This is a genomic window from Neisseria sp. P0014.S009, from assembly GCF_051958155.1.
Lineage (GTDB): Bacteria > Pseudomonadota > Gammaproteobacteria > Burkholderiales > Neisseriaceae > Neisseria > Neisseria flavescens_C.
In genome coordinates this window covers 28,680-50,958 of record NZ_JBQCVS010000014.1, presented here as the reverse complement: position 1 = coordinate 50,958, position 22,279 = coordinate 28,680, and the positions used below count along the sequence as shown (strand labels likewise).

20 protein-coding genes and 3 tRNA genes are annotated in these 22,279 nt (G+C 51.0%); 10 read left to right on the top strand and 13 right to left on the bottom strand.

Going from position 1 to position 22,279, the window contains the following annotated elements; translation table 11 throughout:
- Positions 1–127: 127 nt before the first annotated feature.
- The 6 genes from ACTHS4_RS09695 to gmhB all read right to left on the bottom strand — a co-directional run bounded on the left by ACTHS4_RS09695 (position 128) and on the right by gmhB (position 6,236).
- Entirely contained in the window at positions 128–1,624 is a 1,497-nt protein-coding gene (locus tag ACTHS4_RS09695; RefSeq protein WP_210402772.1) for a subtype B tannase, read from the bottom strand.
- A 287-nt stretch (positions 1,625–1,911) separates the two neighbouring features.
- On the bottom strand, positions 1,912–3,387 hold the full coding sequence (locus ACTHS4_RS09690) for a surface lipoprotein assembly modifier (protein WP_070826334.1): 1,476 nt from the start codon (positions 3,385–3,387) through the stop codon (positions 1,912–1,914).
- A gap of 156 nt (positions 3,388–3,543) precedes the next feature.
- Positions 3,544–3,921 (bottom strand): hypothetical protein, encoded by a 378-nt coding sequence (locus ACTHS4_RS09685; protein ID WP_070826335.1) that lies wholly within the window; start codon positions 3,919–3,921, stop codon positions 3,544–3,546.
- Between the two features lie 172 nt (positions 3,922–4,093).
- Positions 4,094–4,789, bottom strand: a complete 696-nt coding sequence (locus ACTHS4_RS09680) for a M48 family metallopeptidase (RefSeq protein WP_070826356.1) — start codon at positions 4,787–4,789, stop codon at positions 4,094–4,096.
- A gap of 65 nt (positions 4,790–4,854) precedes the next feature.
- Positions 4,855–5,586 carry a lysophospholipid acyltransferase family protein gene (locus tag ACTHS4_RS09675; protein ID WP_070826336.1) on the bottom strand — a complete coding sequence of 244 codons (732 nt, stop codon included), beginning with the start codon at positions 5,584–5,586 and terminating at the stop codon, positions 4,855–4,857.
- Between the two features lie 71 nt (positions 5,587–5,657).
- Positions 5,658–6,236, bottom strand: coding sequence for a D-glycero-beta-D-manno-heptose 1,7-bisphosphate 7-phosphatase (gmhB, locus tag ACTHS4_RS09670; RefSeq protein WP_107792245.1), 579 nt, complete (start codon positions 6,234–6,236; stop codon positions 5,658–5,660).
- A 138-nt stretch (positions 6,237–6,374) separates the two neighbouring features.
- On the opposite strand from gmhB, the gene ACTHS4_RS09665 reads away from it, so the two are divergent.
- Complete coding sequence (locus tag ACTHS4_RS09665) at positions 6,375–8,024, top strand: LTA synthase family protein (RefSeq protein WP_440365848.1); 1,650 nt, start codon at positions 6,375–6,377, stop codon at positions 8,022–8,024.
- Between the two features lie 535 nt (positions 8,025–8,559).
- On the opposite strand, the gene ACTHS4_RS09660 is transcribed toward ACTHS4_RS09665, so the two are convergent.
- From ACTHS4_RS09660 to folD, 5 genes are all read right to left on the bottom strand, one after another.
- Entirely contained in the window at positions 8,560–9,615 is a 1,056-nt protein-coding gene (locus tag ACTHS4_RS09660) for a glycosyltransferase family 4 protein (protein WP_440365849.1), read from the bottom strand.
- Positions 9,612–10,085 (bottom strand): DUF7832 domain-containing protein, encoded by a 474-nt coding sequence (locus ACTHS4_RS09655; protein ID WP_440365847.1) that lies wholly within the window; start codon positions 10,083–10,085, stop codon positions 9,612–9,614. The genes ACTHS4_RS09660 and ACTHS4_RS09655 overlap by 4 nt, the downstream gene beginning before the upstream one ends.
- 93 nt (positions 10,086–10,178) lie before the next feature.
- Positions 10,179–11,420, bottom strand: a complete 1,242-nt coding sequence (locus ACTHS4_RS09650; protein ID WP_440365846.1) for an aromatic amino acid transporter — start codon at positions 11,418–11,420, stop codon at positions 10,179–10,181.
- Positions 11,421–11,549: 129 nt separating this feature from the next.
- Positions 11,550–12,623, bottom strand: coding sequence for an AI-2E family transporter (locus tag ACTHS4_RS09645; RefSeq protein ID WP_440365845.1), 1,074 nt, complete (start codon positions 12,621–12,623; stop codon positions 11,550–11,552).
- Positions 12,624–12,707: 84 nt separating this feature from the next.
- The gene (gene folD / locus ACTHS4_RS09640) at positions 12,708–13,559 is read right to left on the bottom strand and encodes a bifunctional methylenetetrahydrofolate dehydrogenase/methenyltetrahydrofolate cyclohydrolase FolD (protein WP_049336906.1); all 852 of its coding nucleotides are present in this window, start codon (positions 13,557–13,559) and stop codon (positions 12,708–12,710) included.
- 201 nt (positions 13,560–13,760) lie between these two features.
- Between folD and ACTHS4_RS09635 the strand changes: the two genes are divergently transcribed.
- From ACTHS4_RS09635 to ACTHS4_RS09610, 6 genes are all read left to right on the top strand, one after another.
- Positions 13,761–13,838: transfer RNA gene (locus tag ACTHS4_RS09635), tRNA-Pro, on the top strand.
- A gap of 27 nt (positions 13,839–13,865) precedes the next feature.
- Positions 13,866–13,942 (top strand) — tRNA-Arg (locus ACTHS4_RS09630).
- Positions 13,943–13,951: 9 nt separating this feature from the next.
- A tRNA-His gene (locus ACTHS4_RS09625) sits at positions 13,952–14,027 on the top strand.
- A gap of 258 nt (positions 14,028–14,285) precedes the next feature.
- A complete protein-coding gene (locus ACTHS4_RS09620; RefSeq protein ID WP_107857446.1) occupies positions 14,286–14,792 on the top strand; it encodes an adenylyltransferase/cytidyltransferase family protein in 507 nt (168 codons plus the stop codon).
- On the top strand, positions 14,789–16,549 hold the full coding sequence (locus ACTHS4_RS09615) for a bifunctional biotin--[acetyl-CoA-carboxylase] ligase/type III pantothenate kinase (protein WP_371460467.1): 1,761 nt from the start codon (positions 14,789–14,791) through the stop codon (positions 16,547–16,549). The genes ACTHS4_RS09620 and ACTHS4_RS09615 overlap by 4 nt, the downstream gene beginning before the upstream one ends.
- Positions 16,550–16,564: 15 nt before the next feature.
- Positions 16,565–17,407 carry a cell division protein gene (locus ACTHS4_RS09610; protein ID WP_371460466.1) on the top strand — a complete coding sequence of 281 codons (843 nt, stop codon included), beginning with the start codon at positions 16,565–16,567 and terminating at the stop codon, positions 17,405–17,407.
- A gap of 394 nt (positions 17,408–17,801) precedes the next feature.
- On the opposite strand, the gene ACTHS4_RS09605 is transcribed toward ACTHS4_RS09610, so the two are convergent.
- On the bottom strand, positions 17,802–18,302 hold the full coding sequence (locus tag ACTHS4_RS09605) for a DUF4189 domain-containing protein (protein ID WP_371460465.1): 501 nt from the start codon (positions 18,300–18,302) through the stop codon (positions 17,802–17,804).
- Positions 18,303–18,559: 257 nt separating this feature from the next.
- Here ACTHS4_RS09605 and tldD point away from each other — a divergent pair, with 257 nt between their 5' ends.
- The 3 genes from tldD to prmC are packed head-to-tail and all read left to right on the top strand — an operon-like array spanning position 18,560 to position 21,319.
- On the top strand, positions 18,560–20,002 hold the full coding sequence (gene tldD / locus ACTHS4_RS09600; protein WP_371460464.1) for a metalloprotease TldD: 1,443 nt from the start codon (positions 18,560–18,562) through the stop codon (positions 20,000–20,002).
- Between the two features lie 53 nt (positions 20,003–20,055).
- Positions 20,056–20,517, top strand: coding sequence for a hypothetical protein (locus ACTHS4_RS09595; RefSeq protein ID WP_440365844.1), 462 nt, complete (start codon positions 20,056–20,058; stop codon positions 20,515–20,517).
- Positions 20,507–21,319 carry a peptide chain release factor N(5)-glutamine methyltransferase gene (gene prmC / locus ACTHS4_RS09590; protein WP_440365843.1) on the top strand — a complete coding sequence of 271 codons (813 nt, stop codon included), beginning with the start codon at positions 20,507–20,509 and terminating at the stop codon, positions 21,317–21,319. Before ACTHS4_RS09595 ends, prmC begins: the two co-directional genes overlap by 11 nt.
- A gap of 83 nt (positions 21,320–21,402) precedes the next feature.
- On the opposite strand, the gene ACTHS4_RS09585 is transcribed toward prmC, so the two are convergent.
- Positions 21,403–22,197 carry a 3'-5' exonuclease gene (locus ACTHS4_RS09585; protein ID WP_342685637.1) on the bottom strand — a complete coding sequence of 265 codons (795 nt, stop codon included), beginning with the start codon at positions 22,195–22,197 and terminating at the stop codon, positions 21,403–21,405.
- Between the last annotated feature and the right edge of the window lie 82 nt (positions 22,198–22,279).

Below are 22,279 nucleotides of genomic sequence, written 5' to 3'. Positions count from 1 at the left end.
TGCTCATGGAAAATCCCCTAAATGTCTTGGTGGGAATTTAGGGGATTTTGGGGAATTTTGCAAAGGTCTCGGCCTTTCTTTAATTAAAACGGGATACCAAATCTCATCTCAATCCATGTTGGAACGCTTATTTTGCAGAGCTGCTGACCTGTTTTATCCAGGCAAACAGTTCGTCTAAGTCATAATCTCCGCCGTGGCCGACATCCCAAGGCAGGGCGTAGTCGACGGTTTGGCCGTTGTTTTGCAGTTTGGCGGCTAAGATGGCGGAGACTGCTAGTGAGGTGTCGCGGTCGTTGGTGCCGACGCGGATGCGCCAGTTTTGCGGCAGGTTCACGCCCGGTTTGCCGATGTAGTTGAGCGGGTTCATGATTTTGATGGTTTCTTCATCTGCGATTTCGGCGTTGGCGGCGGTGTTGTGTTGCATGGAGAACGCGGTGAAGTGGCGTTTGTCGACGGTATTGGTGCCGAAGAGTTGGTTTTCGCCTGTGCTTAAATCTACGCCGTCAAAGGCCGGCGGTGTTTTCTGGCGGCCGGCGGCTTTGGCGTAGGCATCGAAATCGACGGAGACAACTTTGCCTTTGCGGACGGTCAGCCAAGTGCGGTCGCTCAGGTCTTTGCCTGCATCAAGTTGGGCTTGTGCGGATTTGGCAATTAAACCGGCAATATGGTTTTTAAAGCTGCCGTTGCCTTGGGCGTCCAACGTCAGGGGTTTGCCTTCGGGGGATTTCAGGTTCAGGCTGTTGAGGTATGCGGGGTATAGGGGTTTGAGGAGGTCGGACAGTTTTTTCTCGTCATCGGTCAGTGTACCTGCGACCAGCTCGCGTTTGACGCGGTAGTCGAGCATGGAAATGTTCATTTTTTTGTAGTCGTTGATACCGTTGAACTGCCATTCGTAAGCCATGTCGGCATGATCCAAATCGGTAATCGGGCAGTAGGCAGATACGGCGAAAACTTTGTCGCTGCCGTCTGCCGCGCCTAAGGCTTTGAGGTGGTTTTCGTAATCTTTTTGGTCGGCTGTTGCGCCTAAGAGGGCGGACATCGCGCCGCCTGCGCTTGTGCCGTTGGAAATGATTTTTTCGGCATCGCCGGGCATGACTTTGTCGTTGGCTTTCAGGTAACGGACGGCGGCTTTCAAATCAACGATGGCGGCAGGTGCTTTGCCGGTGGGTTCTGTTCGGCCGCGTGCGCCAGGGGAGGCGACGACGTAGCCTTTGGAGAGCGCAACCAGGGCGGTGTTAGGCGATTTTTGGCCGTCTTCAGGCTCGCCGCGTTTGCCTTCTAAAGCGGGTTTGCCCGGTTCGGCCGGCATATAGCCGCCGATTTGGTTGGGCAGGAAAATCGGTGCGGTTTCGGCGTTGAAACCGTCTATCTCGCCGCCGTTGTAATAGGCTTCGGGTACATAAATATTGATGATTTCGTAACGGGTATCGACAGGATTGCGGACGTAAACCACGCCTTCGTAAGCGCGGAATTTGATGGCTTGACCGTTCACTTCGATGCTTTGTTCGGTGTATTTTTGTTTGGAGAAGTCTAGGTCGTAGGTGTCTGCGGTTTTGACGGAAGCGCAGGCGCTCAATCCCAGCGCGACAGAAACGGATAAGAGGGTTTTGTTTAGGGCGTTCATCATCATACTTTCTGAAGAGGTAAGCGGATATGATACGAATACTCAGGCCGTCTGAAACGCCAAGTCGGGTTTCAGACGGCCTGATTTCTTTGTAGCGTTATGTAGTGTTGTACGTTACGTTGTAAAGTAATATCGGCTTAAACTTCATCTATTTGATAAATATGAATTTAATAAGAAATTATGCCTTAAAAATCTATTTATCCGGTATCTGTAAAAGTTTGAATCTGTCTTGTAAATCAGTATGCAGGACAGGCATTTTTGCTTTATTCACAGATTGGTTCTATTTGTCAGAACGTTTTGCTCAATTCGACAAACATTTTGGTTTTGCCGTATTCGTAGAACTTGTCGTTGCTCCATGTTTTGTTGTGGGCAATGGTCAGGCGCGGGGTGATACCTTTGAAATGGAGGGCGCGGTGCCATACGCTCAGGGAGGCGGAGGTTTCTTTGTCGCGGCGGTTTTGTTCGTTGCTGAAGAAGGCGGGGGCTTGGTAACGGCGTTGGGCGGCGCTGAGGCGTAGGACGGTGGAGAGGCCTTTGGGCCACTCTTGCCCCCATGTGGTGCGCAGGGCGTAGCGGTTGAAGCTGTCGCTTTTGTCGTCGCGGTTGCGTTCGCGGTAGAGGTCGATACCGGCTACCCAGTATTGGCGCGCGTTGCGGTAGTACACGATGGAGTTGCTGAGCAGTTGGCTGGTGTTGTTGGAATGCTCGCGGCGGCCGTTTTTCAGACGGCCTGCTTCAAATGCGCTGAGGGTTTGCAGCTTGGGTTGCCACCAATGGTTGTAGTGGAGGCGTGCGCCGTTGGTGTAGGTGTAGGGGTCGTTGCCGTAGAAGCGGCGTTCATGGAACGGGGTCATGCCGATATCGTTGCGCTGGTCGGCATAGCCGATGCCTGCCGAAAAGCGTGTGGTGAGGTCGTTGTAGTTGGTGTGTTTGGGATAGATTTTGCCGTAATGGTCTGCGCCTGCCGTGGCATAGAAGCCGCGGGGCAGCGACCATTTTTTTTCTGCGCCGATTTGGTAATGGATGGCAGTGGCATCGATGGGTTCGGGGAATGTCCAGCCTCGGAAGCAGTCGTCGTCGGGATAGGCAAGGCGCACGGCGCGGCATTGTTCATCGTTCAGGTGGTTGCCCAGACGGCGTTGGCCGGGGGCTTGGTTGATGTTTTGTTCGCGCGTGATGTTCAAGCCGGCATTGAATTGCCATGAGTCGCGTTCACGCAGGGCTTTGCGGTAGGTTTCGATGCGTTCTTGCAAGGCAGGCGGGAGGGATTCGGTTTGCAGTTTGTCGAACTGGTCGGCTGCGGCTTCGTTTTGTTTGTCTTCAAACAAGGCGGTCGCAAGCTGCCAGCGGACGGCGGAGGCATCGGGTTGCTCGGCGATAAAGCGGCGGTAATGGCCGATGGCTTCGGCGGCGCGTCCTTCGGATTGGGCAAGCAAACCTTTGGCATAGCGTGCCATGGCGCGGTCGTGTTCTGGCCATTGTTCGTAAATGGGCAAAACGGCTTTGATGCCGGGGATGTTGTGGGCGACGACGGCGGAATACATGGCGCGTGCCAGTAATTCGGTGTTGGCAAGCAGGGTATCGGCATCGACGTTGATGATTTTTTCAGACGGCCTGTTTGTCTGCTCGGCAGGGATGTTGTGCGTTTCGGGTTGTTGGGGTTCGGCTGTATTGACTTGAAGCTCGGGTTTCACATCAGGCGGCACATCGGCGGCGTGAAGGGAAAGGGGAAGGATGGCGAGGAGGAGCAGACGTTTTTTCATGGCAATGTTTGGGATGTTATCGGTATAAGTGGGCAGATTGTACAATGTTTTGAGTCGGAAATTTTACAAACCGAGTGCCATTATATCTGATAAAGACGACAAAAGGCCATCTGAAACCCGATGGGATTTCAGACGGCCTTTATTTGCGAGTCGGATTTAGTTTTGGTCCAAGTCCAAATCCAAATCGGCTTTGTATTCGATACGGCCTTGGCCTTTGTCTTCGATGGAAACGTCCAGCTCTTGTTTGCCGCGTTTGAATTTCAGATCGGCATCGTCGTGTTTGATTTCAGACTCAACCACATGGAAACCTTTGCTGCGCGCGTGGGCGATCACTTTTTTGGCCAGAGAAGGAATGGAATTGTGTCGGCCGGAAATTTCGGCTTCGTATTCAAATTCGCCGTTGCCTTGATGATCGGCTTTGATGGTGTGCGCGCCTGCCGGACGGTAGATTTCGGAAGGCAGCGGGGAGGCGAATGCCGTGGCGGAGAAAAGAGCTAAAATGCCGGTGGCCAGTAACGATTTTGCTTTGGTCATCGGTTTTCCTTTCTGAAAAGGGTTTTGAGAACGAAATCATCTTATCGGCGTGCCTGAGGGGCGGCAAGCGGATAAACCTGATTTTACGCGCGGCTACATTACTTGTTTGGAGGGCGTTGATTCTTTGCTTTGGGCTGGTGTTTGCTTGCAGAAAAATACTGAAAGTAAAGGCTTAGCCGAGAAGGAACAATTTGCCACCGTGTGCCTTCAGCCATTGTTTGGCTTGGTCGACATGCGGTGTGAACGAGTGGGTTAGAGCCCAAAACGCAGGGCTGTGGTCGGGATGGCGCAGGTGGGCGAGTTCGTGCAGGCAGACGTAGTCGGCGACATATTCGGGCGCGCCGATGAGCCGCCAGTTGAGGCGGATGCCGGTAGTGTGGCGGCAAACGCCCCAGAAGGTTTTGGCGTTGGAAAGGGAAATGGCGCTCGGGGTAAGGCGGGTGGTTCGGATATGGCCTTCGAGGCGCGGCAGCAGATACTCGCGCGCACGCTCGTGCAGGAAGCGGTGCAAATGGGTGAGTTGGGCGGCGGTTTCTTTTTCGGGCAACAGAATTTCAGACGGCCTAAGTTGGATGTGGTTTGCTGCGTGGACGGACAAGGCCGTCTGAACGCCTTGATACCAAATCCATTCGGGAAGCGTGTCGGTGGGTGTTTGTCGGGCCGGTGTTTTGTTTAGGGTACGGCGCAGGAGGGCTTCGTTGTCGTTCAGCCATTGGGTAAAGGTGCGTTGGGTAACAAACGGAGGGATATTGATGCTGACGGTATCGGCGGAAACGGGGCGCAAGATGAGGTTTTTCTTGGCGCTGCGTTTGAGCTGGATATGAATGGTGAGGCCATCTGAAAGGGTGTGGGTATGGAGGTGGGGCATGATGTTGAGAAAAATATTGGACGGCATGAAAAGGGCGGGCATAGCGGCCCACCCGATGGAATGATTTATTTGGTTTTGGGCGCGAATGGGCCTTGTCCGGTAATCAGGGGCTGTTGGCTTTCGATCCATTGCTCGCATTGGGCCATGAGTTCGGCTTCATTGCCGTTGTTGTGGGCAATGGGTTTGCCGATGATGACGCTGACTGTGCCGGGGTATTTGAGGAAGGAGTTGCGCGGCCAAAACTCGCCGCTATTGAGTGCGACGGGGACGATGTCCATCTCGAACATTTTTGCCATGCGCGCGCCGCCGAGCTTGTAGCGGCCTTTTTCACCGGGCGACAGGCGTGTGCCTTCGGGGAAAATGGTAATCCAATAGCCTTCGTTTTTACGCGCAAGGCCTTGTTCTAAGAGTTGTTTGTTGGCTTCGCGGCTGTTGCTGCGGTCGATGCCGATGGTTTTAACCAGCTTCAAGCCCCAGCCGAAGAAAGGGATTTTGAAGAGCTCGCGTTTGGCAACATAGACTTGCGGCGGAAAAATCTCTTGCAGAGCGAGGGTTTCCCAGCCGCTTTGGTGTTTGGCGCAGATGATGGCAGGGTGGTCGGGAATGTTTTCCGCGCCGCTTAAGGTGTAGTTCAAACCGATGATGTGCTTGAGCGACCAGTTGAGGATACGCACCCAAACTTGCGCCATTTTGTGCGCACCGCCTTGGAAGGGTAGGGCAAGCAGCATAAAGGGGAACAGCAAAATAATGCTAGAGGAAAGGATGAACCAGTAAATCAGGTTGCGGATAATCAGCATATCGGGGAAAAGTCTGTCGTTTGAAGGCCGTCTGAACGCCGTTGTCGGCAGGTTTCAGACGGCCTTGTCGTTTATAGGATGGCTTGCGCGGCTTCTTCGATTTGTGTGTTTTCACGCATGATGTATTGCGAGAAAGCGAGCAGGTTGTCGAAGACTTGGGTGTGTTCGGGCAGTTCTTGCTCGTGTTGGGCCAGCGTTTTTTTGCCTTTGCCGGTCAGAACGAGCGCGGATTTGCCTCCTGCAGCATCAATGGCTTGCAGGTCGCGCAGGCTGTCTCCGACCAGCCAGGTTTCGGCGGCATTGGCCTTGAAGCGTTCGATGATGTCGATAATCATGCCGGGCTTGGGTTTGCGGCATTCGCAGTTGTCGGCGGCAGTGTGCGGGCAAAACCAAATGCCGTCGATGGTACCGCCTGCTTGAACGGCAAGGCGGTGCATTTTCGCGTGCATTTCGGTCAGGTCTTGCACGGTAAAGTATTTGCGGCCGATTCCGGATTGGTTGGTGGCCACGGCGATGGTGTAGCCTGCCTGCGTTAAAAAGGCGATGGCATCCATGCTGCCTTCGATGGGAATCCATTCGTCAACGGATTTGACGAAATCATCGCGGTCTTGGTTGATGACGCCGTCGCGGTCGAGGATGATGAGTTTCATGGTGTTTTTTTAGATAGTGAGGGTCAATATTATATTAAAGATTAAAGAGTGTGCCTACGCTGTGTTATTATGCCGTCTTGTTTTAAGAATTCTTCTGATTGTGTGCTGATAGAAGCCTATTAATAAGGGGATAGCGTCATGTTTGCTTATATTTTCCTATTTTTGTTTGTTTCAGTAGCAGTAGTACTGATTATAAAGTCGCACTATCGGTGGACCTATTTTTTTGCTTCAATGCTATTTATGTTTTTGGCAGCTGGTATGTTGATGTTTACAGGGCAGTGGCAACGAGCGTTGAATTTTGTATCAGTATGTTTTGTTGTGTTTGCTTTGTTTCATAGATTAAAAATTCATTATTATAAACAACCATTATTGATTTCAGACTTCCGACTCATCGTCGATTGGCGTAACTGGGAGACATTGTTTCATTATAAAGAAGCCATCGTTGGCGTACTGGGATTAATGGTATTGATTGTTTACGCCGTGTTTGGTTGGTACGATGCGGAGCCTATGGATATAGTGTGGCAGTATACTGGTGCAATCATATTCATAATGTCATTTTTTGCAATGTGGTATTTTTCAAAGCATCCTGGAGCAGTTAGAACATGGCTGGATTCGTTGCCAGATGATGGTAGGGATGTATTTTTAAATTTGCCGATGTCTTGCAGGGCAGTATTTTTCCAAGTGCCGATGTTTGAAGGTAATGGACAGGAATTTGCTGAGAAACTGTTAACTGAAAACATATATCCTGAAACATTGGAAAAACCCGATATTGTCATTACGCTGATGGAATCGACGCTTAATCCACATCAATTTGATTTCACGTCAGCCGATATTCCTAAATTAAGGATGTTTGAGCAGCAGATGGATACCGTGTTTGCTTCTCCATTGCGCGTACATACGTTTGGTGGTGCAACATGGAAATCTGAATTTGCGTTTTTAGCAGGTGTGCCGTCTACTGACTTTGGCGCATTGGCTAGCGGGGTATTTTATTCAGTGGTGCCACATTTACAGACTGGGCTTATCCGAAATTTGCGTGAGCATGGTTATTTTTGTGTAGCTTTGTCGCCCTTTACTAAGGGTAACTATAATGCCAAAGCCGCCTATGATCATTTTGGTTTTGATCTTATGTTACAGCCTCAAGATTTGGGGTATCCTGCCCCGATGGGCAAAAATTTATGGCACATTTCTAGCGAAGAAATGATGCAATATGCGCGGATGATTCTAGAAAAACGTCATCCTAGTTTAGCAGATGTACAGCAACCGATGTTCGTCTATATTTTGACTATGAAAGAACATGGGCCTTACAGGACAGACATGGATAATGTGTTTGGGCTGGACTCTCCAGATTTAGATATGAAAACTATTTCTGCAATCAACGACTATATCGAGCGTATTGTCGATTTGGATAAAGCGACAGAAAGTTTTAACCATTATTTGCATGAACGTAACAAACCGTTTGTGTTTGCTTATTTCGGTGACCATCAGGCATCATTTGATGGTGTTTCTCCTAAGAAAAAAGGAAATTTTGCTTATCCTGACTATATTACGCAAATTGTGGTTAGAAGTAATATTACCTCGGGATTTAGACAAGAACAGGATTTTCTTGACCTTGCTTTTGCTGGAGGAATGTTAATGAATGTGGCAGGTCTTTCTCCTACAGACAATTTCATGAAAGCAAATATGACCATGCGAAGTTTAAGCAATGGTAGGCTTGAAGATTGTTACAATAGTAAGCTTGTTAATGATTACCGAAATTACTTGTATAGTATCCTGAAAATTGTACGTTAGGCATTTAACTTAAATGATAAGACGTATGCTTCTAGAAAAAGAGGTACAACGAGAATCTACGTAACCATACATCATTTGTTTATATAATATGTAGTGTAGTTTCCATAAAAAGACGGGCAAGAATGCCCGTCTTTTTGTAGTTTGAAAATCAAGTTTTGTAACATAAAGACTGTTTTGAGGTCTTTGTAAAAGCCCCTCAAATTCCTAAATTTCTACCAAGATATTTAGGGGATTGTTCGTGAGCATTTTCAGTAAAACTCTAAAGTCATAATAGCTGCTACTTCGCTTTGTTGTAGTTAGAGCAAGTGCTTGATTGGCAGCTTATTGAGCATTAACTGTATTATCAAAGAACCCGTTACTTCTAATATTACATGCGGATGTCCTGCATATTCTACTGTTATCTATGTTCGGAGATATTTCATTTGGCTAATGGCACAGCCTTTCTGATTTCTAACTTATCCTTATTACCCGCATTGATTTCAATCTGTGTTTTAAAGCTCTCAATATCTTTAGTGAAGTATTATTCTGATATCTTTCAGTACAGTATATTGAGAGTCTGGTCGATATGATGTGCTAAGGTGGGATTATAGGTTAATGCCTGCATAGGAGAGGTAATTTTGTGTTTTCCCTGTTGTTTGAGAGAAACCGCTTTAGTGATGGCTTGTGCCAGTGTTTCTGGGTTTTGACGTGAGAAAAAGAAGCCTGCATTTTCGTTCATGACTTCGGTACATGCCATATTGTCGGAGAAAACAACTCGGGTTCCGCACAAAATAGATTCTATGCCAACCAGTCCGAATGGTTCGTACAGTGATGCCATGATAGTGAAGTCAGCAGCTCGGTAAAGTTCAGGCATATTTTTGCAGAAACCAAGCTCAATAACGTTGTTCATTGGTCGAGGTAAGGGCGATCCGGCAACAGCCAGTTTGATGGGTAAATCGGTATGCTCGAAAAATTCTGCTAATAAATCCAAGCCTTTTCGGGTATGTCCGGTTGATGGAAATAGGAAAATAGTTTCGTCGTCTTTGAATCCGTATCTCGCACGAGTTGCAGGAATTTCTTCCGGTTTGGTGTAGAAGCGTGCAGTATCGGCAGGTGGATGGATAACACGGATTTTTTCAGAAGGCACCCCATAGAGGTTGATCAACTCGTGTTGCATTAGGTGTGAATGCGCCATGATCAATTTTGACGTTGAGTAGTTGGTACGGTTACGCCGAATGATGAGTCTATCAAGTAAGTTTGGGGTTTTACCCATGTTGTGCAGGTAACCTAAATGTGTACCGCCGCAGACAAAGATATCAGCATAATCACTAGGATTGCAGGCAATAAGGGGAATATTTCTGTTTTGCCGAAGCTTGGCCAATTGCATACTGAAGAAAAAAGGGCGCAACTTTTTTGGAATCTTTTTTTGATTGACGTGATGCGTATCAACTTGGCGGTATTCAGGAACCGTTGTATCGATTTGTGCAGCAAAGACTGTAGGTTTGAGGCCGTGTGCGCTTAAACCACGGACAAGGTCGAAGGTGTAGCTTTCCATGCCTCCTCCTGGACGGAAGCAGTTAATAGCAATGTCGATAGAATAGTTCGGCTTCATTGTGTGGATTCTTTCGAATATTTTTCTGCTTTCAAACTGCTTTGCCATTTTTCAAAGGCCGTCTGAAAAACGGGTGTCAGTTTGGCGAAGGTTTCCGGGGTGTTTTTGACGTGGTAGAAGCCGCCGAGCGAGGGCGTGTCGAGGGCGAGGACGTAGTCTTCCATAAATGCGCCGTAGCCGTCTTCTTCGTCGGTGTAGTAGAACTCGGTAAACCGTTGGCCGAGTTCGGTAAAGTCGTCCGCCGTTAATGCGCCGTCCATGTGTTTGAGCAGAAAGTGCCGTCCGCTGATTTTGCCCGAGGCCATGGCGGCGAAGTCAGCCGCGGTTTCGGGGGCGGTTTGCCAGACGGGGTTGACGAGGCCTGCATGCGCCGCCCACTGCCAGTACATGCCGATATGGGTGGCGGCGTTTTCGGGTGGGAGCTGGTCGGGATAGTCTTCGTCGAGATGGAAGCGGATATTGTCGTACATGGACGGTGTTCGTTGGGGGAAAGGGGGTATTGTAGCGGAAAATAATGAATTAGGCCGTCTGAAAGAGGGTGTTTCAGACGGCCTTAAGGGAATTTAACCTTTAAATACAGGGACAAGTTCCATTTGGCTCAGTATTTGGGCGGCAATGTTGATGATGCCGAAGAGGAAGACCCAAACCATCAACCAGAATCCGCCGTAAACTTTGTAGTTTTTGCCGGCGCCGAATTTATGGCGCGAGCGGTAGAGCAGCATGGCGGGGATGATGCCTGTCCAGATGGTTGCGGCTAGGCCGACGTAGCCGATGGCGGTAACGAAGCCGGTAGGGAAGAGCAGGCAGGAAATCAAAGGCGGCAGGAAGGTCAGTGCGGCGGTTTTGGTGCGGCCGGAGATGCTGTCGTTCCATTTGAAGATGTCGGCAATGTAGTCGAACAGGCCGAGCGTTACGCCGAGGAAGGACGTTGCGATCGCCATGTAGGAGAACAGGGTCAACACTTTGTCCATATTGCCGGTTTGGGCGAACTTGGACAGCGTTTCGATCAGGACGGAAACTTGTCCTTCTGCGGCGATAACCGGTGCGAACTCGCTGCGCGGCAGGTTGCCTTGGATGGCGATTTGCCAGAGGACGTAAATTACCAAGGCAATCAGCGTGCCTGCCCACAGGGATTTGGCCACTTTGGGTGCGTCGCCTTTAAAGTATTTGAGCAGGCTGGAGACGTTGCCGTGGAAGCCGAATGACGCAAGGCAGACGGGCAGGGCGGTGGCGGCATACATCCAGTAGCTGGTGCCGACAGGGGCTTGGGTGTCAAACAAAACAGGCATTTTGGCGTCGGCAATCAGGCCGCCGGTTGCCCAAATAAAGGTCAATACCATGCCGCCGATGAGGATGCTGGTGAAGCGGTCAACCAAGCGTGCGGATGCCCAAACGCAAAAGGCGAGGATGCCGAAGAAGACGAGTTGGCCGACGGAGAGAGAAATTTCGCCGCCTACCGCGCTGCCGATGCCTTTGGCGGTCAGGTCGCCGCCGACGAAGATGTAGGCGTAAGTGAGCAGGTATAAAACGAAAGCGACGGCAACGCCGTTGATGATGTTCCAAGCCGGGCCGAGCAGGTCTTTGACCATGGTGTCGAAGCTGGCGCCGTGCGGATAATGGGTGTTGACTTCCAAAATCATCAGGCCGCTGGAGAGCATGGAAAACCAGGTGTACAGCAACACGACCAGCGAGCCGGCAAACCATACGCCGGACGTGGCGGTCGGGTTGGCAAGCATGCCTGCGCCGATAACCGTACCGGCGATAATCATCGCGCCGCCGAATAGGGATGGGGTTTTGGTTGACATTGTTTATCTTTCTTCTAGAAATGCGTGGCTGCCATTATGCCGTAAAGTGTAAGAAAAGGTAAAGCAAAGGCCATCTGAAAACCTGATTGTCGTTTTCAGACGGCCTTTGATGTGTATAAATGCAACTGATTAAATCAATTTTCGCAGTTTCAATTCGTTTTTCAAATAGGCGTAATAAACCGGCGCGACGATGATGCCGCCGATGCCGAAAATGCGTTCAAAGACGACCATCGCCACCAGCAATTCCCACGCGCTGGATTCGATTTCCGAGCCGATGATTTTGGCGTTGAGGAAATATTCGAGCTTGTGGATGACAACGAGGAAAACCAGCGAGGCGAGTGCGACGTAAAGCGATGCGCCGAGGCTCAAAATAATGATGATGGTGTTGGAAATCAGGTTGCCCGCCACCGGAATCAGGCCGACGATAAAGGCGATGATCAGGACGGTCATTTTAAACGGCAGCTCAACGCCGAACAGCGGTAAAACCAAGTAAAGGTACAGGCCGGTCAGGAAAGTGTCGATCAGCGAGATTTTGACTTGGGCGAGGAACACGCGTTCAAAACTGGTTTCAAAATTGACGATGCGGTGCACCAATTCGGCTTTAAACAGAGGCATTTTATGGCGGTTTTTGCGCATTTTCAGGCGGTGGAAGCTGAGCATGGCGCCGATGATGATGCCGATGAGGATGTACACGAATGACGTGATGCTGTTTTTACTGATACGGGTCAGCGCGGCGCGGTATTCTTCAATCAGCTTGATTGCCGAGGCTTTGATTTCGGCCATATTGTTGGGCAGCATATTGAGAATGGCCGCAGGCAGGTCTTGGCTGTTTTTGGTGTCTTCCAAAATTGCCGCCAGCTTGGCCAGCATGAAGCCGACATGGCCGCCGTGTATCAGGTGGTAAATACCCAAAGACATCATCGTGATGATGCTGAACACGATGGCCAGAGTCAGCGTGGTGGAAATCAGGTTGATATTGTGCGCATTGAGCGATTTATGCAGCCGCGTGTTGCGCGGTAAAACACGGCGGCGGAGCTTGAGGATGACTCCGTTGGTGCGCGTAATAAAGATATAGGTCAGGATAACCGACAGCAGCAGCGGCAGAAAATGGTAGTGCAAGACAATCAGCAAAGCCAAACCCATCAGGATATAGGAAGCGTTGCGGAAAGTCGGGTTGTCGGTGTGGGAAGAGAGTAAGGACATGTGAAACCAATAAGGTAAAAAGCAAAAAAACAGGTCAGGCCGTCTGAAAAACCATGTTCAGACGGCCTAACTTAATGACAGCGATTAATCGTGCAATGAAGCCGCGTGTACCGTGTTTTCCAATAAAGTGGCAATCGTCATCGGGCCGACGCCGCCGGGAACGGGCGTAATCATGGATGCGCGTTCTTTGGCAACATCAAACTCCACGTCGCCGCACAGGCTGCCGTCGTCCAAGCGGTTGATACCCACATCGATAACGACGGCGCCGGGTTTGACCCATTCGCCTTTAACGAAATTCGGAATGCCTACGCCGACCACCAAAATATCTGCGGCCGCAACTTCATCGGCAAGGTTTTGCGTGGCGCTGTGGCAGATGGTTACCGTCGCGCGGGACAGTAGCAATTCCAACGCCTGCGGGCGGCCGACAATATTAGACGCGCCGACGACGACGGCTTTTTTGCCTTTCGGGTCGATGCCGTAGGCTTCCAACAAAGTCATCACGCCTTTGGGCGTGCAAGGGCGCATCAGCGGCATTTTGACGACCAGGCGGCCGACGTTGTAAGGGTGGAAGCCGTCCACATCTTTATGCGGTTCGATACGCTCCAAAACCGCTTGGCTGTCAATGTGTGCCGGCAGCGGCAGTTGCACCAAAATACCGTCGACGGCAGGGTCGCCGTTCAATTCGTCCACCAGTTTCAGCAAATCGTCTTGCGTGGTTTCAGACGGCAGCTCATAAGAGCGCGATTCGATGCCGCTTTTTTGGCAGGCCAGTTTTTTATTGCGTACATAAACCGCGCTGGCAGGGTCGTCGCCAACCAATACCACCGCCAAGCAAGGCGTGTGCAAACCTTTTTCCTGACGCGCTTTTACCGCCTGCGCGACCGCCTCGATGCGTTGCTGGGAGATTTTTTTTCCGTCTATAAGTTGTGCAGCCATGATTTTTCCTCCTCAATAGGGATAAATATTGCGTTTAAATTATCGCATTTTTCAGACGGCCTGACACAAAAGAGTAGCCCTGATTGTGAAGCATAAAAATAAATAACGATTAAAAATAATAAGATAATCAAAAAATGAAAAAATAAAGCAAAGTAGGTGTTGACCGGATTAAAAAGGGTCTGTATAGTTCAGGTATTCAGTCGGGGCGTAGCGCAGCCCGGTTAGCGCATCTGCTTTGGGAGCAGAGGGTCGTGAGTTCGAATCCCACCGCCCCGACCACAAAATTCTTCGCACGAATCGGCATGAGCGCCCGTAGCTCAACCGGATAGAGCACCGACCTTCTAAGTCGGGGGTTACAGGTTCGATTCCTGTCGGGCGTGCCAATTTTTACGGTGGCTGTAGCTCAGTTGGTAGAGCCCTGGATTGTGATTCCAGTTGTCGTGGGTTCGAGCCCCATCAGCCACCCCAGATAAAAGCCTGCATATTGTATGCAGGCTTTTTTCCGTTTATATCCGAATTTTACTTCAGATTTAATTGGGTTTCAAAAAAGTATTTATCAAACCGTTTCATCATGGCATCGGCAAAATGGCGTTTGCGGTGTTATCAAATATCAATGAATACTCAATCAAGCCTAAATATTATACCGTTCGGTATCTTTTTATGGCGTTTCGCCGTTATCCTTTATAATACCCCGATTATTTTCTGTTTTATTCCCAAAGGAACCGCATCATGTCCGAATGGTCAGCTCCAGAATTTGAATCCAAAATCTGTCCGCCCGAAAAGCTGGCGGAGCGTTTGGCGGCATTGCCCCGTCCGCTGGTGTTTACCAACGGCTGTTTCGATATTCTCCACCGGGGTCATGTAACGTATCTGGCGCAGGCGCGATCGGCCGGTGCGGCTTTGGTATTGGCGTTGAATACCGATGCTTCGGTGCGTCGTCAGGGCAAAGGGGACGACCGTCCGATTAATCCTTTGGAAAGCCGCGCGGCAGTGGCAGCGGCATTGGCCAGCGTGGATTTGGTCACTTGGTTTGATGACGATACGCCGGCCGCGCTGATTGAAATGGTCAAACCCGATGTATTGATTAAAGGCGGCGACTGGCCTGTGGATAAGATTGTCGGTGCGGCCGAGACGTTTGCGCGTGGCGGTAAAGTATTTTCGATTCCGTTTTTACACCAGACTTCGACCACCAAAACTTTGGCGAAAATCCGCGAAGCCGGAGGAGGCGAATGACGGATTTGAACAGCCGCCATTGGGCCTTGCTCGCCGCGCTTTCAGACGGCCTGCCGCAACACGTTTCTCAGTTGGCGCGAGTGGTCGGGATGAAGCCGCAACAATTAAACGGATTCTGGCAGCAGATGCCGGGCCATATCCGCGGTTTGCTGCGCCAGCACGACGGGCAATGGCGCTTGGTGCGCCCTTTGGCTGTGTTTGCCGAAGAATCTCTACAACAAATGGCCGGAAAACAGGGTTTTCGTGCGCAGTTGAAACACGAATGTTCGTCCAGTAACGACGAAATTATGGTATTGGCGCGTCAGTCGGCAGATTTGGCGCATAAGGCCTTGTGCGTGGCGCATTTCCAAACCAAAGGACGCGGACGGCAAGGGCGAAGCTGGGTCAACCGACAGGGCGAATGTCTGATGTTCAGCCTGGGCTGGGCGTTTGATAAGCCGCAGTATGAGCTGGGTTCGCTAGCGTTGGTGGTGGCATTGGCTTGCCGCCGTGCGCTTGCCGATATCGGTTTGGACGTAAATATCAAGTGGCCGAACGATTTGGTCGTGGCCAACGATAAATTGGCCGGTATTTTGATTGAAACGGCGCGGGTAGATAATAAGACTGTCGCCGTCATCGGCATCGGCATCAATTTTGTATTGCCGAAAGAAGTTGAAAACGCCACTTCCGTGCAGGCCTTGTTTCAGACGGCCTCTAAGCAGGGCGTAAGCGTCAAAACCTTATTGAATGCGGTATTGGCGCAACTCGATGCGCTGTTGAACGAATACGCTCAAAACGGATTCGCGTCATGTGTCGGCGAATACGATGCCGCCAACCGCGACACGGACAGGCCGGTATTACTGCTTCAAGAAGGGCGCATTGTTCATGAAGGCGTAGTCAAAGGCGTGGATGCGCAAGGCGCGTTGCGTTTGTTGACCGACAATGGCGAGAAAACCATTGTCAGCGGCGAGATCAGCTTGCGCCCGGATAACCGCCCGGCACAACCTGCCGCCGCCAAGCCGGAACGCTTTTTGCTGCTGGACGGCGGCAACAGTCAGTTGAAATGGGCGTGGGTAGAGAACGGCACATTTTCCGAAGTCGGCCGCGCGCCGTATCGTGATTTAACCCAGCTGGGTGAAGAATGGCTGCAATTTGCCGATGACGATGTGAAGATTGTCGGTTGCGCCGTGTGCGGTTCGGTCAAAAAAGCGATGGTGGAAGAACAATTAACCCGCCCGGTCGAATGGCTGTCTTCCATGCCGCAGGCTTTGGGTATCCGCAACCATTACCGCCGCCCTGAAGAACATGGCTCCGACCGCTGGTTTAATGCGCTGGGCAGTCGCCGTTTTACGCAAAACGCCTGCGTCGTCGTCAGCTGCGGTACCGCCGTAACCACCGACGCGCTGACGGAAGACAACCATTATCTCGGCGGCACCATCATGCCCGGTTTTCACTTGATGAAAGAGGCGATGGCGCTCAAAACCGCCAACCTCAACCGCCCCATCGGCAAGGTATATCCGTTCCCAACCACAACGCCGAACGCCATTGCCAGCGGCATGATGGATGCCGTTTGCGGCGCGTTGATGATGATGCATGGCCGTCTGAAAGACAAAACGGGCGAGGGTAAACCGGTCGATATCATTATCACGGGTGGCGGCGCGGCCAGAGTCGTGCAGGCGCTGCCGGAGTCATTCGTTCATGACAATCAAGTGAAAATCGTCGATAATCTCGTGATTCACGGGCTCTTGCATTGGATTGCCCATCGCAACGGACAATAAAAAGGAAAACGCATCATGAAATGGCTGTTTGCGGTCTTGGTCGCACTCAACATCATTGTTTTTGGCAGCATGGTTGCCTATCGGACACAACATAAAACCGCCAGACCCGAATCTGCTTTGGAAGGCGGTACGCACGAATTATTACGCCCGTCTTCTTTGGACGCGCCTAAAGCCGAGCCTCGGCAGGCATCGCAACCCGATTGGGTGGTGGTCGAATCAGACGGCCTGATTATGGCCGAACCTGAATCCGAAGAAGCAGAAGCCTTGCGTAAAAAGCAAGAAGCGCAGCAGTTGAAAGAGAAAAAAGAAAAAATGCGCCGCGAGAAAGAAGCGCAAGAACGCCGCGCCGCCGAAGAAGAGATGGACGCAGCCGGCGTGGAACGCTTGTGTACCAGCAGCGCCACTGTAGTGATGGATGAAGACGATTACCACCGCATCAAAGGCCTGTTGGGCAAATGGCCTCATGCGGCCAGCCGCAGTATCGAAAAACGCAACGGCGCATCCGGTGGCGAGACTTCTTCCAAAACCTTCCGCGTGGTCTTGCCTGCCGACGGCGACACTTCCGCCCAGCTTGATGCCTTGGGCAGCCGCGGCTTTAGCGGCAGCATTCACAACGGCGAAATCAGCGTTGACGTAACACGCAGCCGTTCTTCCGCCCAAGTTTTGATTTCACGCTTGTCCAGCGCAGGTTTCGGCGGCGCGCGCATTGTCGAGCAGGAAGACAAAAGCGCACCCGATACCGGTTTGAGCGTAGCGCGCATGACCGTGGTCTTTATGGCGGTCGACGAGCGCGATGCTCAAGACATCAGAAACATTGTCGGCCGTTATGGCAAATTGAACATGAAAACCTGCCGATAATCAGGTCTATTCAGTTTCAGATGGCCTGACCAGCAGTCCCAAGCCTGATAAACCGAACGCCAAAAAACACGAAACCCACTGTATCGGCAGTGGGTTTCATGTTTTTCGGTTTTGAGTATCTGATATAAAGGGGAACAGGTATGTTTCGTATATGCGCACTCCGAGTATCAAGAGATAATGGGGAAGAGGGGGATAAAATCTGTCGTTTAATGGCTCGGATTAGGACGTCTTCCGAGTGGTTTTGATTATACGCTAATAATAACTATTATCAATAGCAAAATTGAAAAAAATAATGGTTTTTGTTGTAATGCTTTGTTTTGTATGGAAATTAAGTTTCGGTATTGGCTTTGCCATGATTGAAAAGGCCGTCTGAATAAAGACGGCCTTTTGTCTATTAGAATTTAGGCATTGAGCAGCCTTCGGGGGTAATAATTCTGCATTGTAAAGCTCCACGTTTTTGACATTTTTTTAATGCCTCCGCTTCAGCCATACCCGGGGGGGTTACGCCAAAAAAAGCTGAACCATCTTTTCCTTGAGCAACAGCGATACAGCCATTGCGAACCCAGGCTCTAACTTTACACGGTTTATTTGTTCCACCTTCTTCACAGGTTTTAATGGCTAGTTTTTTTGCAGCATCAAGTGAATCCATCTCAAGTGCTCCACCTGATATACCTGTTTTAGGATTGATTGCCCATGCACCATATTTTGAAGGGACATCGATATTAACAATTTCCGTAGGTTGATTTCGTTGATACTGACGAGACGACGTACAGTTGGGATTATAGCCATACTGACACAGCGCCGGATTGTTTTGCAATGCTCCTCTAGTTGCGGGGTCAGCAGCATAAACATTAAGACTTGCCAGTCCTAGCAATACAACAAGTAACTTTTTCATTTTAATTCCAATCTATTTATTATTTGAATCTTTATCAGTCTGCCGTTGCATCAATCATACGATGATTTGTTATCTTCATTACGCGGCTGATGTTGAAATAGGGTAAGGCAAACATTTCAACCCTATATTTCAGACGGCCTTTTGATTTGTTTCAATCACTCATAAACCCAAGCAATCAACATATCCAAAGCCATATAAAATACCGTATAATCAAGGCCAAATTAACTTTGCCTGCTTGTCGGGCCGTCTGAAAAATTATGCAACAAACCTACGCCACCGTACAGCGAGATTTGCTCGAAGCCAACCACCTTTCCCCCGATTTGCTCGCCCAAAGCCTGAGCATTATCGGCGCCAACCATGTCGATTATGCCGACATCTATTGTCAGCGTACTGCTTATGAAAGCTGGCATTTGGAAGAAGGCATCGTCAAATCAGGCAGCTTCCAAATCGATCAGGGCGTGGGCGTGCGTGCCGTTTCGGGCGATAAAACTGCTTTTGCCTACGCCGACAGCCTGTGTATCGATTCGATCAACCGCTCTGCCAAAGCTGTGCGCGTGATTGGTGCGGCCGGCAACGAGGCCAGCGTCAAAGTGCCGACACCTGCCTACGGCAAGCCTGTCCACATGGCGATTGACCCTATTGCCAGCCTCGATTCCGCTGCCAAAGTCGCGCTGTTGAACAAAGTTGAAACGCTGGCCAAAGCCGCCGATCCGCGTATCGTGCAAGTGATGGCCGGTTTGACCTGCGAATACGACATGGTGTACATCGCCCGTTTGGACGGTAAACACGCTGCCGATATCCGCCCGATGGTGCGCATGAACGTCACCGTCATTGCCAAGCAGGGCGAGCGTCGCGAGCAGGGCAGCGCAGGCGGCGGCGGACGTTATGATTTGGCGTATTTCGATGAAAACTTGGTGCATCGGTTTGTCGATTCCGCCGTCAAACAAGCCCTGACCAATCTCGAATCTCGTCCTGCACCTGCCGGCGAGATGACCGTCGTTTTGGGCAACGGCTGGCCGGGCGTGTTGTTGCACGAAGCGGTCGGACATGGTTTGGAAGGCGATTTCAACCGCAAAGAAACCAGCGTTTTCTCCGGCAGAATCGGCGAACGTGTGGCCGCCAAAGGTGTTACCGTTGTGGATCAAGGCGATATTGCCGACAGACGCGGTTCGCTCAATATCGACGACGAAGGCAATGAGACCCGCCGTACGGTATTGATTGAAGACGGTATTTTGGTCGGCTATATGCAGGACGAAACCAACGCCCGCCTGATGGGTACGCAATCGACCGGCAACGGCCGCCGCGAAAGTTACGCTTCCGCTCCTATGCCGCGCATGACCAATACCTTTATGGAAAACGGCGGCTATGAGCCGGAAGAAATCATCGCGTCCATCGACAAGGGCATTTACGCCGTCAACTTCGGCGGCGGACAAGTGGACATTACCAGTGGCAAGTTCGTGTTCAGCGCATCCGAAGCGTGGTGGGTGGAAGGCGGCAAGCTGCAATACCCTGTCAAAGGCGCGACCATTATCGGCAACGGCCCCGAAGTGCTGAAACACGTTTCCATGATAGGCAACGACACTGCGCTCGACAGCGGCATCGGCGTATGCGGCAAAGAAGGGCAGAGCGTTCCGGTCGGCGTCGGACAACCGACACTGAGGATTGATGCAGGACTGACCGTCGGCGGTAGCGAAATTTAAACGGCAGGCCGTCTGAAAGGTTTTCAGACGGCCTTTTACATTAGGATAAAACCATGCAGAAACAGAATCGGAAATCAAGTTTTCCCATAGTGATGTTGCTGGTGTCGGTTGCCCTGTGGATCGCGTCTTTGTCCAATGTTGTATTTTATTTGGACAATCATGAAAGCATGAAGGGCGTGACCGTTTTGATTTTGGGGTCGATATTTACTTCTTTGGATATCAGGTATTGTGCGGCCTATGCCAATTATGTTTGGTTGGCGGCCATTGTGTTGCTGGCGTTGCGGAAGAAGGTCGTGCCTGTCCATGCGGCACTTTGGGGCTTGGCGCTGGTGGCTTTCAGTGTGAAAGCCGTACACGTCGATGAAGCAGGGAATACATCGGATATCGTGCGCTACGGTGCAGGATTTTATTTGTGGTATGCCGCATTTGCGGTTGCCACCATCAGCACGTTTGCCGGAAAGATTAAGGAAAGAAAAGCCACAGTGATGGCAGATGGGACGAAAAATGATGCTTGATGAATGGTTGCGCCAATCGGCACTGCCCAAAAACGAAGCGCGGATGTTGTTGCAATATGCGCTGGGTTACACGCGCGCGCAGTTGGTTACACGCGGTACGGACGATTTGGCGGAATCTGACCTGCAAATCTTGGAGGCTTTGGCGCAACGCCGTCTGAAAGGCGAGCCGATGGCCTATCTGTTGGGCGAACGCGAGTTCTACGGACGACGCTTTGCCGTCAATCCCCATGTGCTGATTCCCCGTCCTGAAACCGAGCATTTGGTGGAAGCCGTGCTCAAACGCTTGCCGCCGCAAGGCCGCGTGTGGGATTTGGGAACGGGCAGCGGCGCCATTGCCGTGACCGTCGCGCTTGAATGCGTTGATGCCGATGTTCGCGCATCCGATATCAGCGTCGGTGCTTTGGATACTGCCCGTCAAAATGCGGCCGAATTGGGCGCAAAAGTCGAGTTTGCGCAGGGTTCGTGGTTTGATACCGACAGGCCGTCTGAAGGCCGATACGATGTGATTGTTTCCAATCCGCCGTACATCGAGGACGGCGATGAACATTTGTCGCAAGGCGATTTGAGGTTTGAACCGCAAAACGCGTTGACCGACTTTTCAGACGGCCTCAGCCATATCCGCCATATTACCCAAGAAGCCCCCAAATACCTGAAAGCCAACGGCTGGCTGCTGTTTGAACACGGCTACGACCAAGGCGAAGCAGTGCGGAACATTATGCTGGAGAACGGTTTTTCAGAAGTGGCAACAGAGCAGGATTTGGCTGGATTGGACAGGATAACGCTGGGGCGTTTGCCAGCTTAGTGGGCATGGTTTGTCGGAAATAAAAAAGGGCGTGTCGATCACGCCCTTTTGGTTTTTTGGTTTGTCTGTTCAGACGGTTTGGTTTAACGCCAAGCAGCGACGAACTCCGCCCAGTGTTGTTTTTCTTCGGCTTGTGCAGCCAGATAATGTTTGATGCGTTTGATTTCGACTTCGTATTCGTCGGCGTCGAGCGCGCCGCTCATCATGCGAAAGCGCATGTACATCAGGTAGGTGTTGGCGGCATCGGTTTCGCAATAGTCGCGGATGTCTTTCAGACGGCCTGCATGATAAGCGTCCCAAACCTTGCTGCCGTCCATGCCCAATTTGCCTGGGAAGCCGCAGAGTTTGGCCATATCGTCCAAAGGCACGCTGGCACGCGGTTGGTAGAGGGCGAGCAAATCCATCAGGTCGCAATGGCGGGTGTGGTAGCGGCTGATGTAGTTGTTCCACTTAAAGTCGCGGCTGTCGCCAAAGTCGCCGTCGCCCGTGTCCCAATAGCGGGCGGCGCTGATGCCGTGTATCAGGGCGCGGTAGTGGAGGACGGGCAGGTCGAAACCGCCGCCGTTCCAGCTGACGAGTTGCGGCGTATAGTTTTCGATGACCTCGAAGAATTTGGCAATCATGACTTCTTCGCTGTCTTCGGGATCGCCGATGGTGCTGACGCGGATTTTGTCCTGACCCCAGCGCATACAGCAGGAGATGGCGACGACTTGGTGCAGATGGTGTTGCATAAAGTCGCTGCCGGTTTTGGCACGGCGTTGCTGCTGGGCAAACAGGACGACTTCGTTGTCGGGCAAATCAGCAGGTAAATCGTAAAGCTGGCGGATGCCGTTTACGTCGGGGATGGTTTCGATGTCGAAGGCGAGTATCGGAGTCATGGCGTGATCGGATTGGATAAGGGATGATGTCATTGTGGCATGACGGCGCAGATAAAAAAAGAGGCAATCCCCCACAGGATTG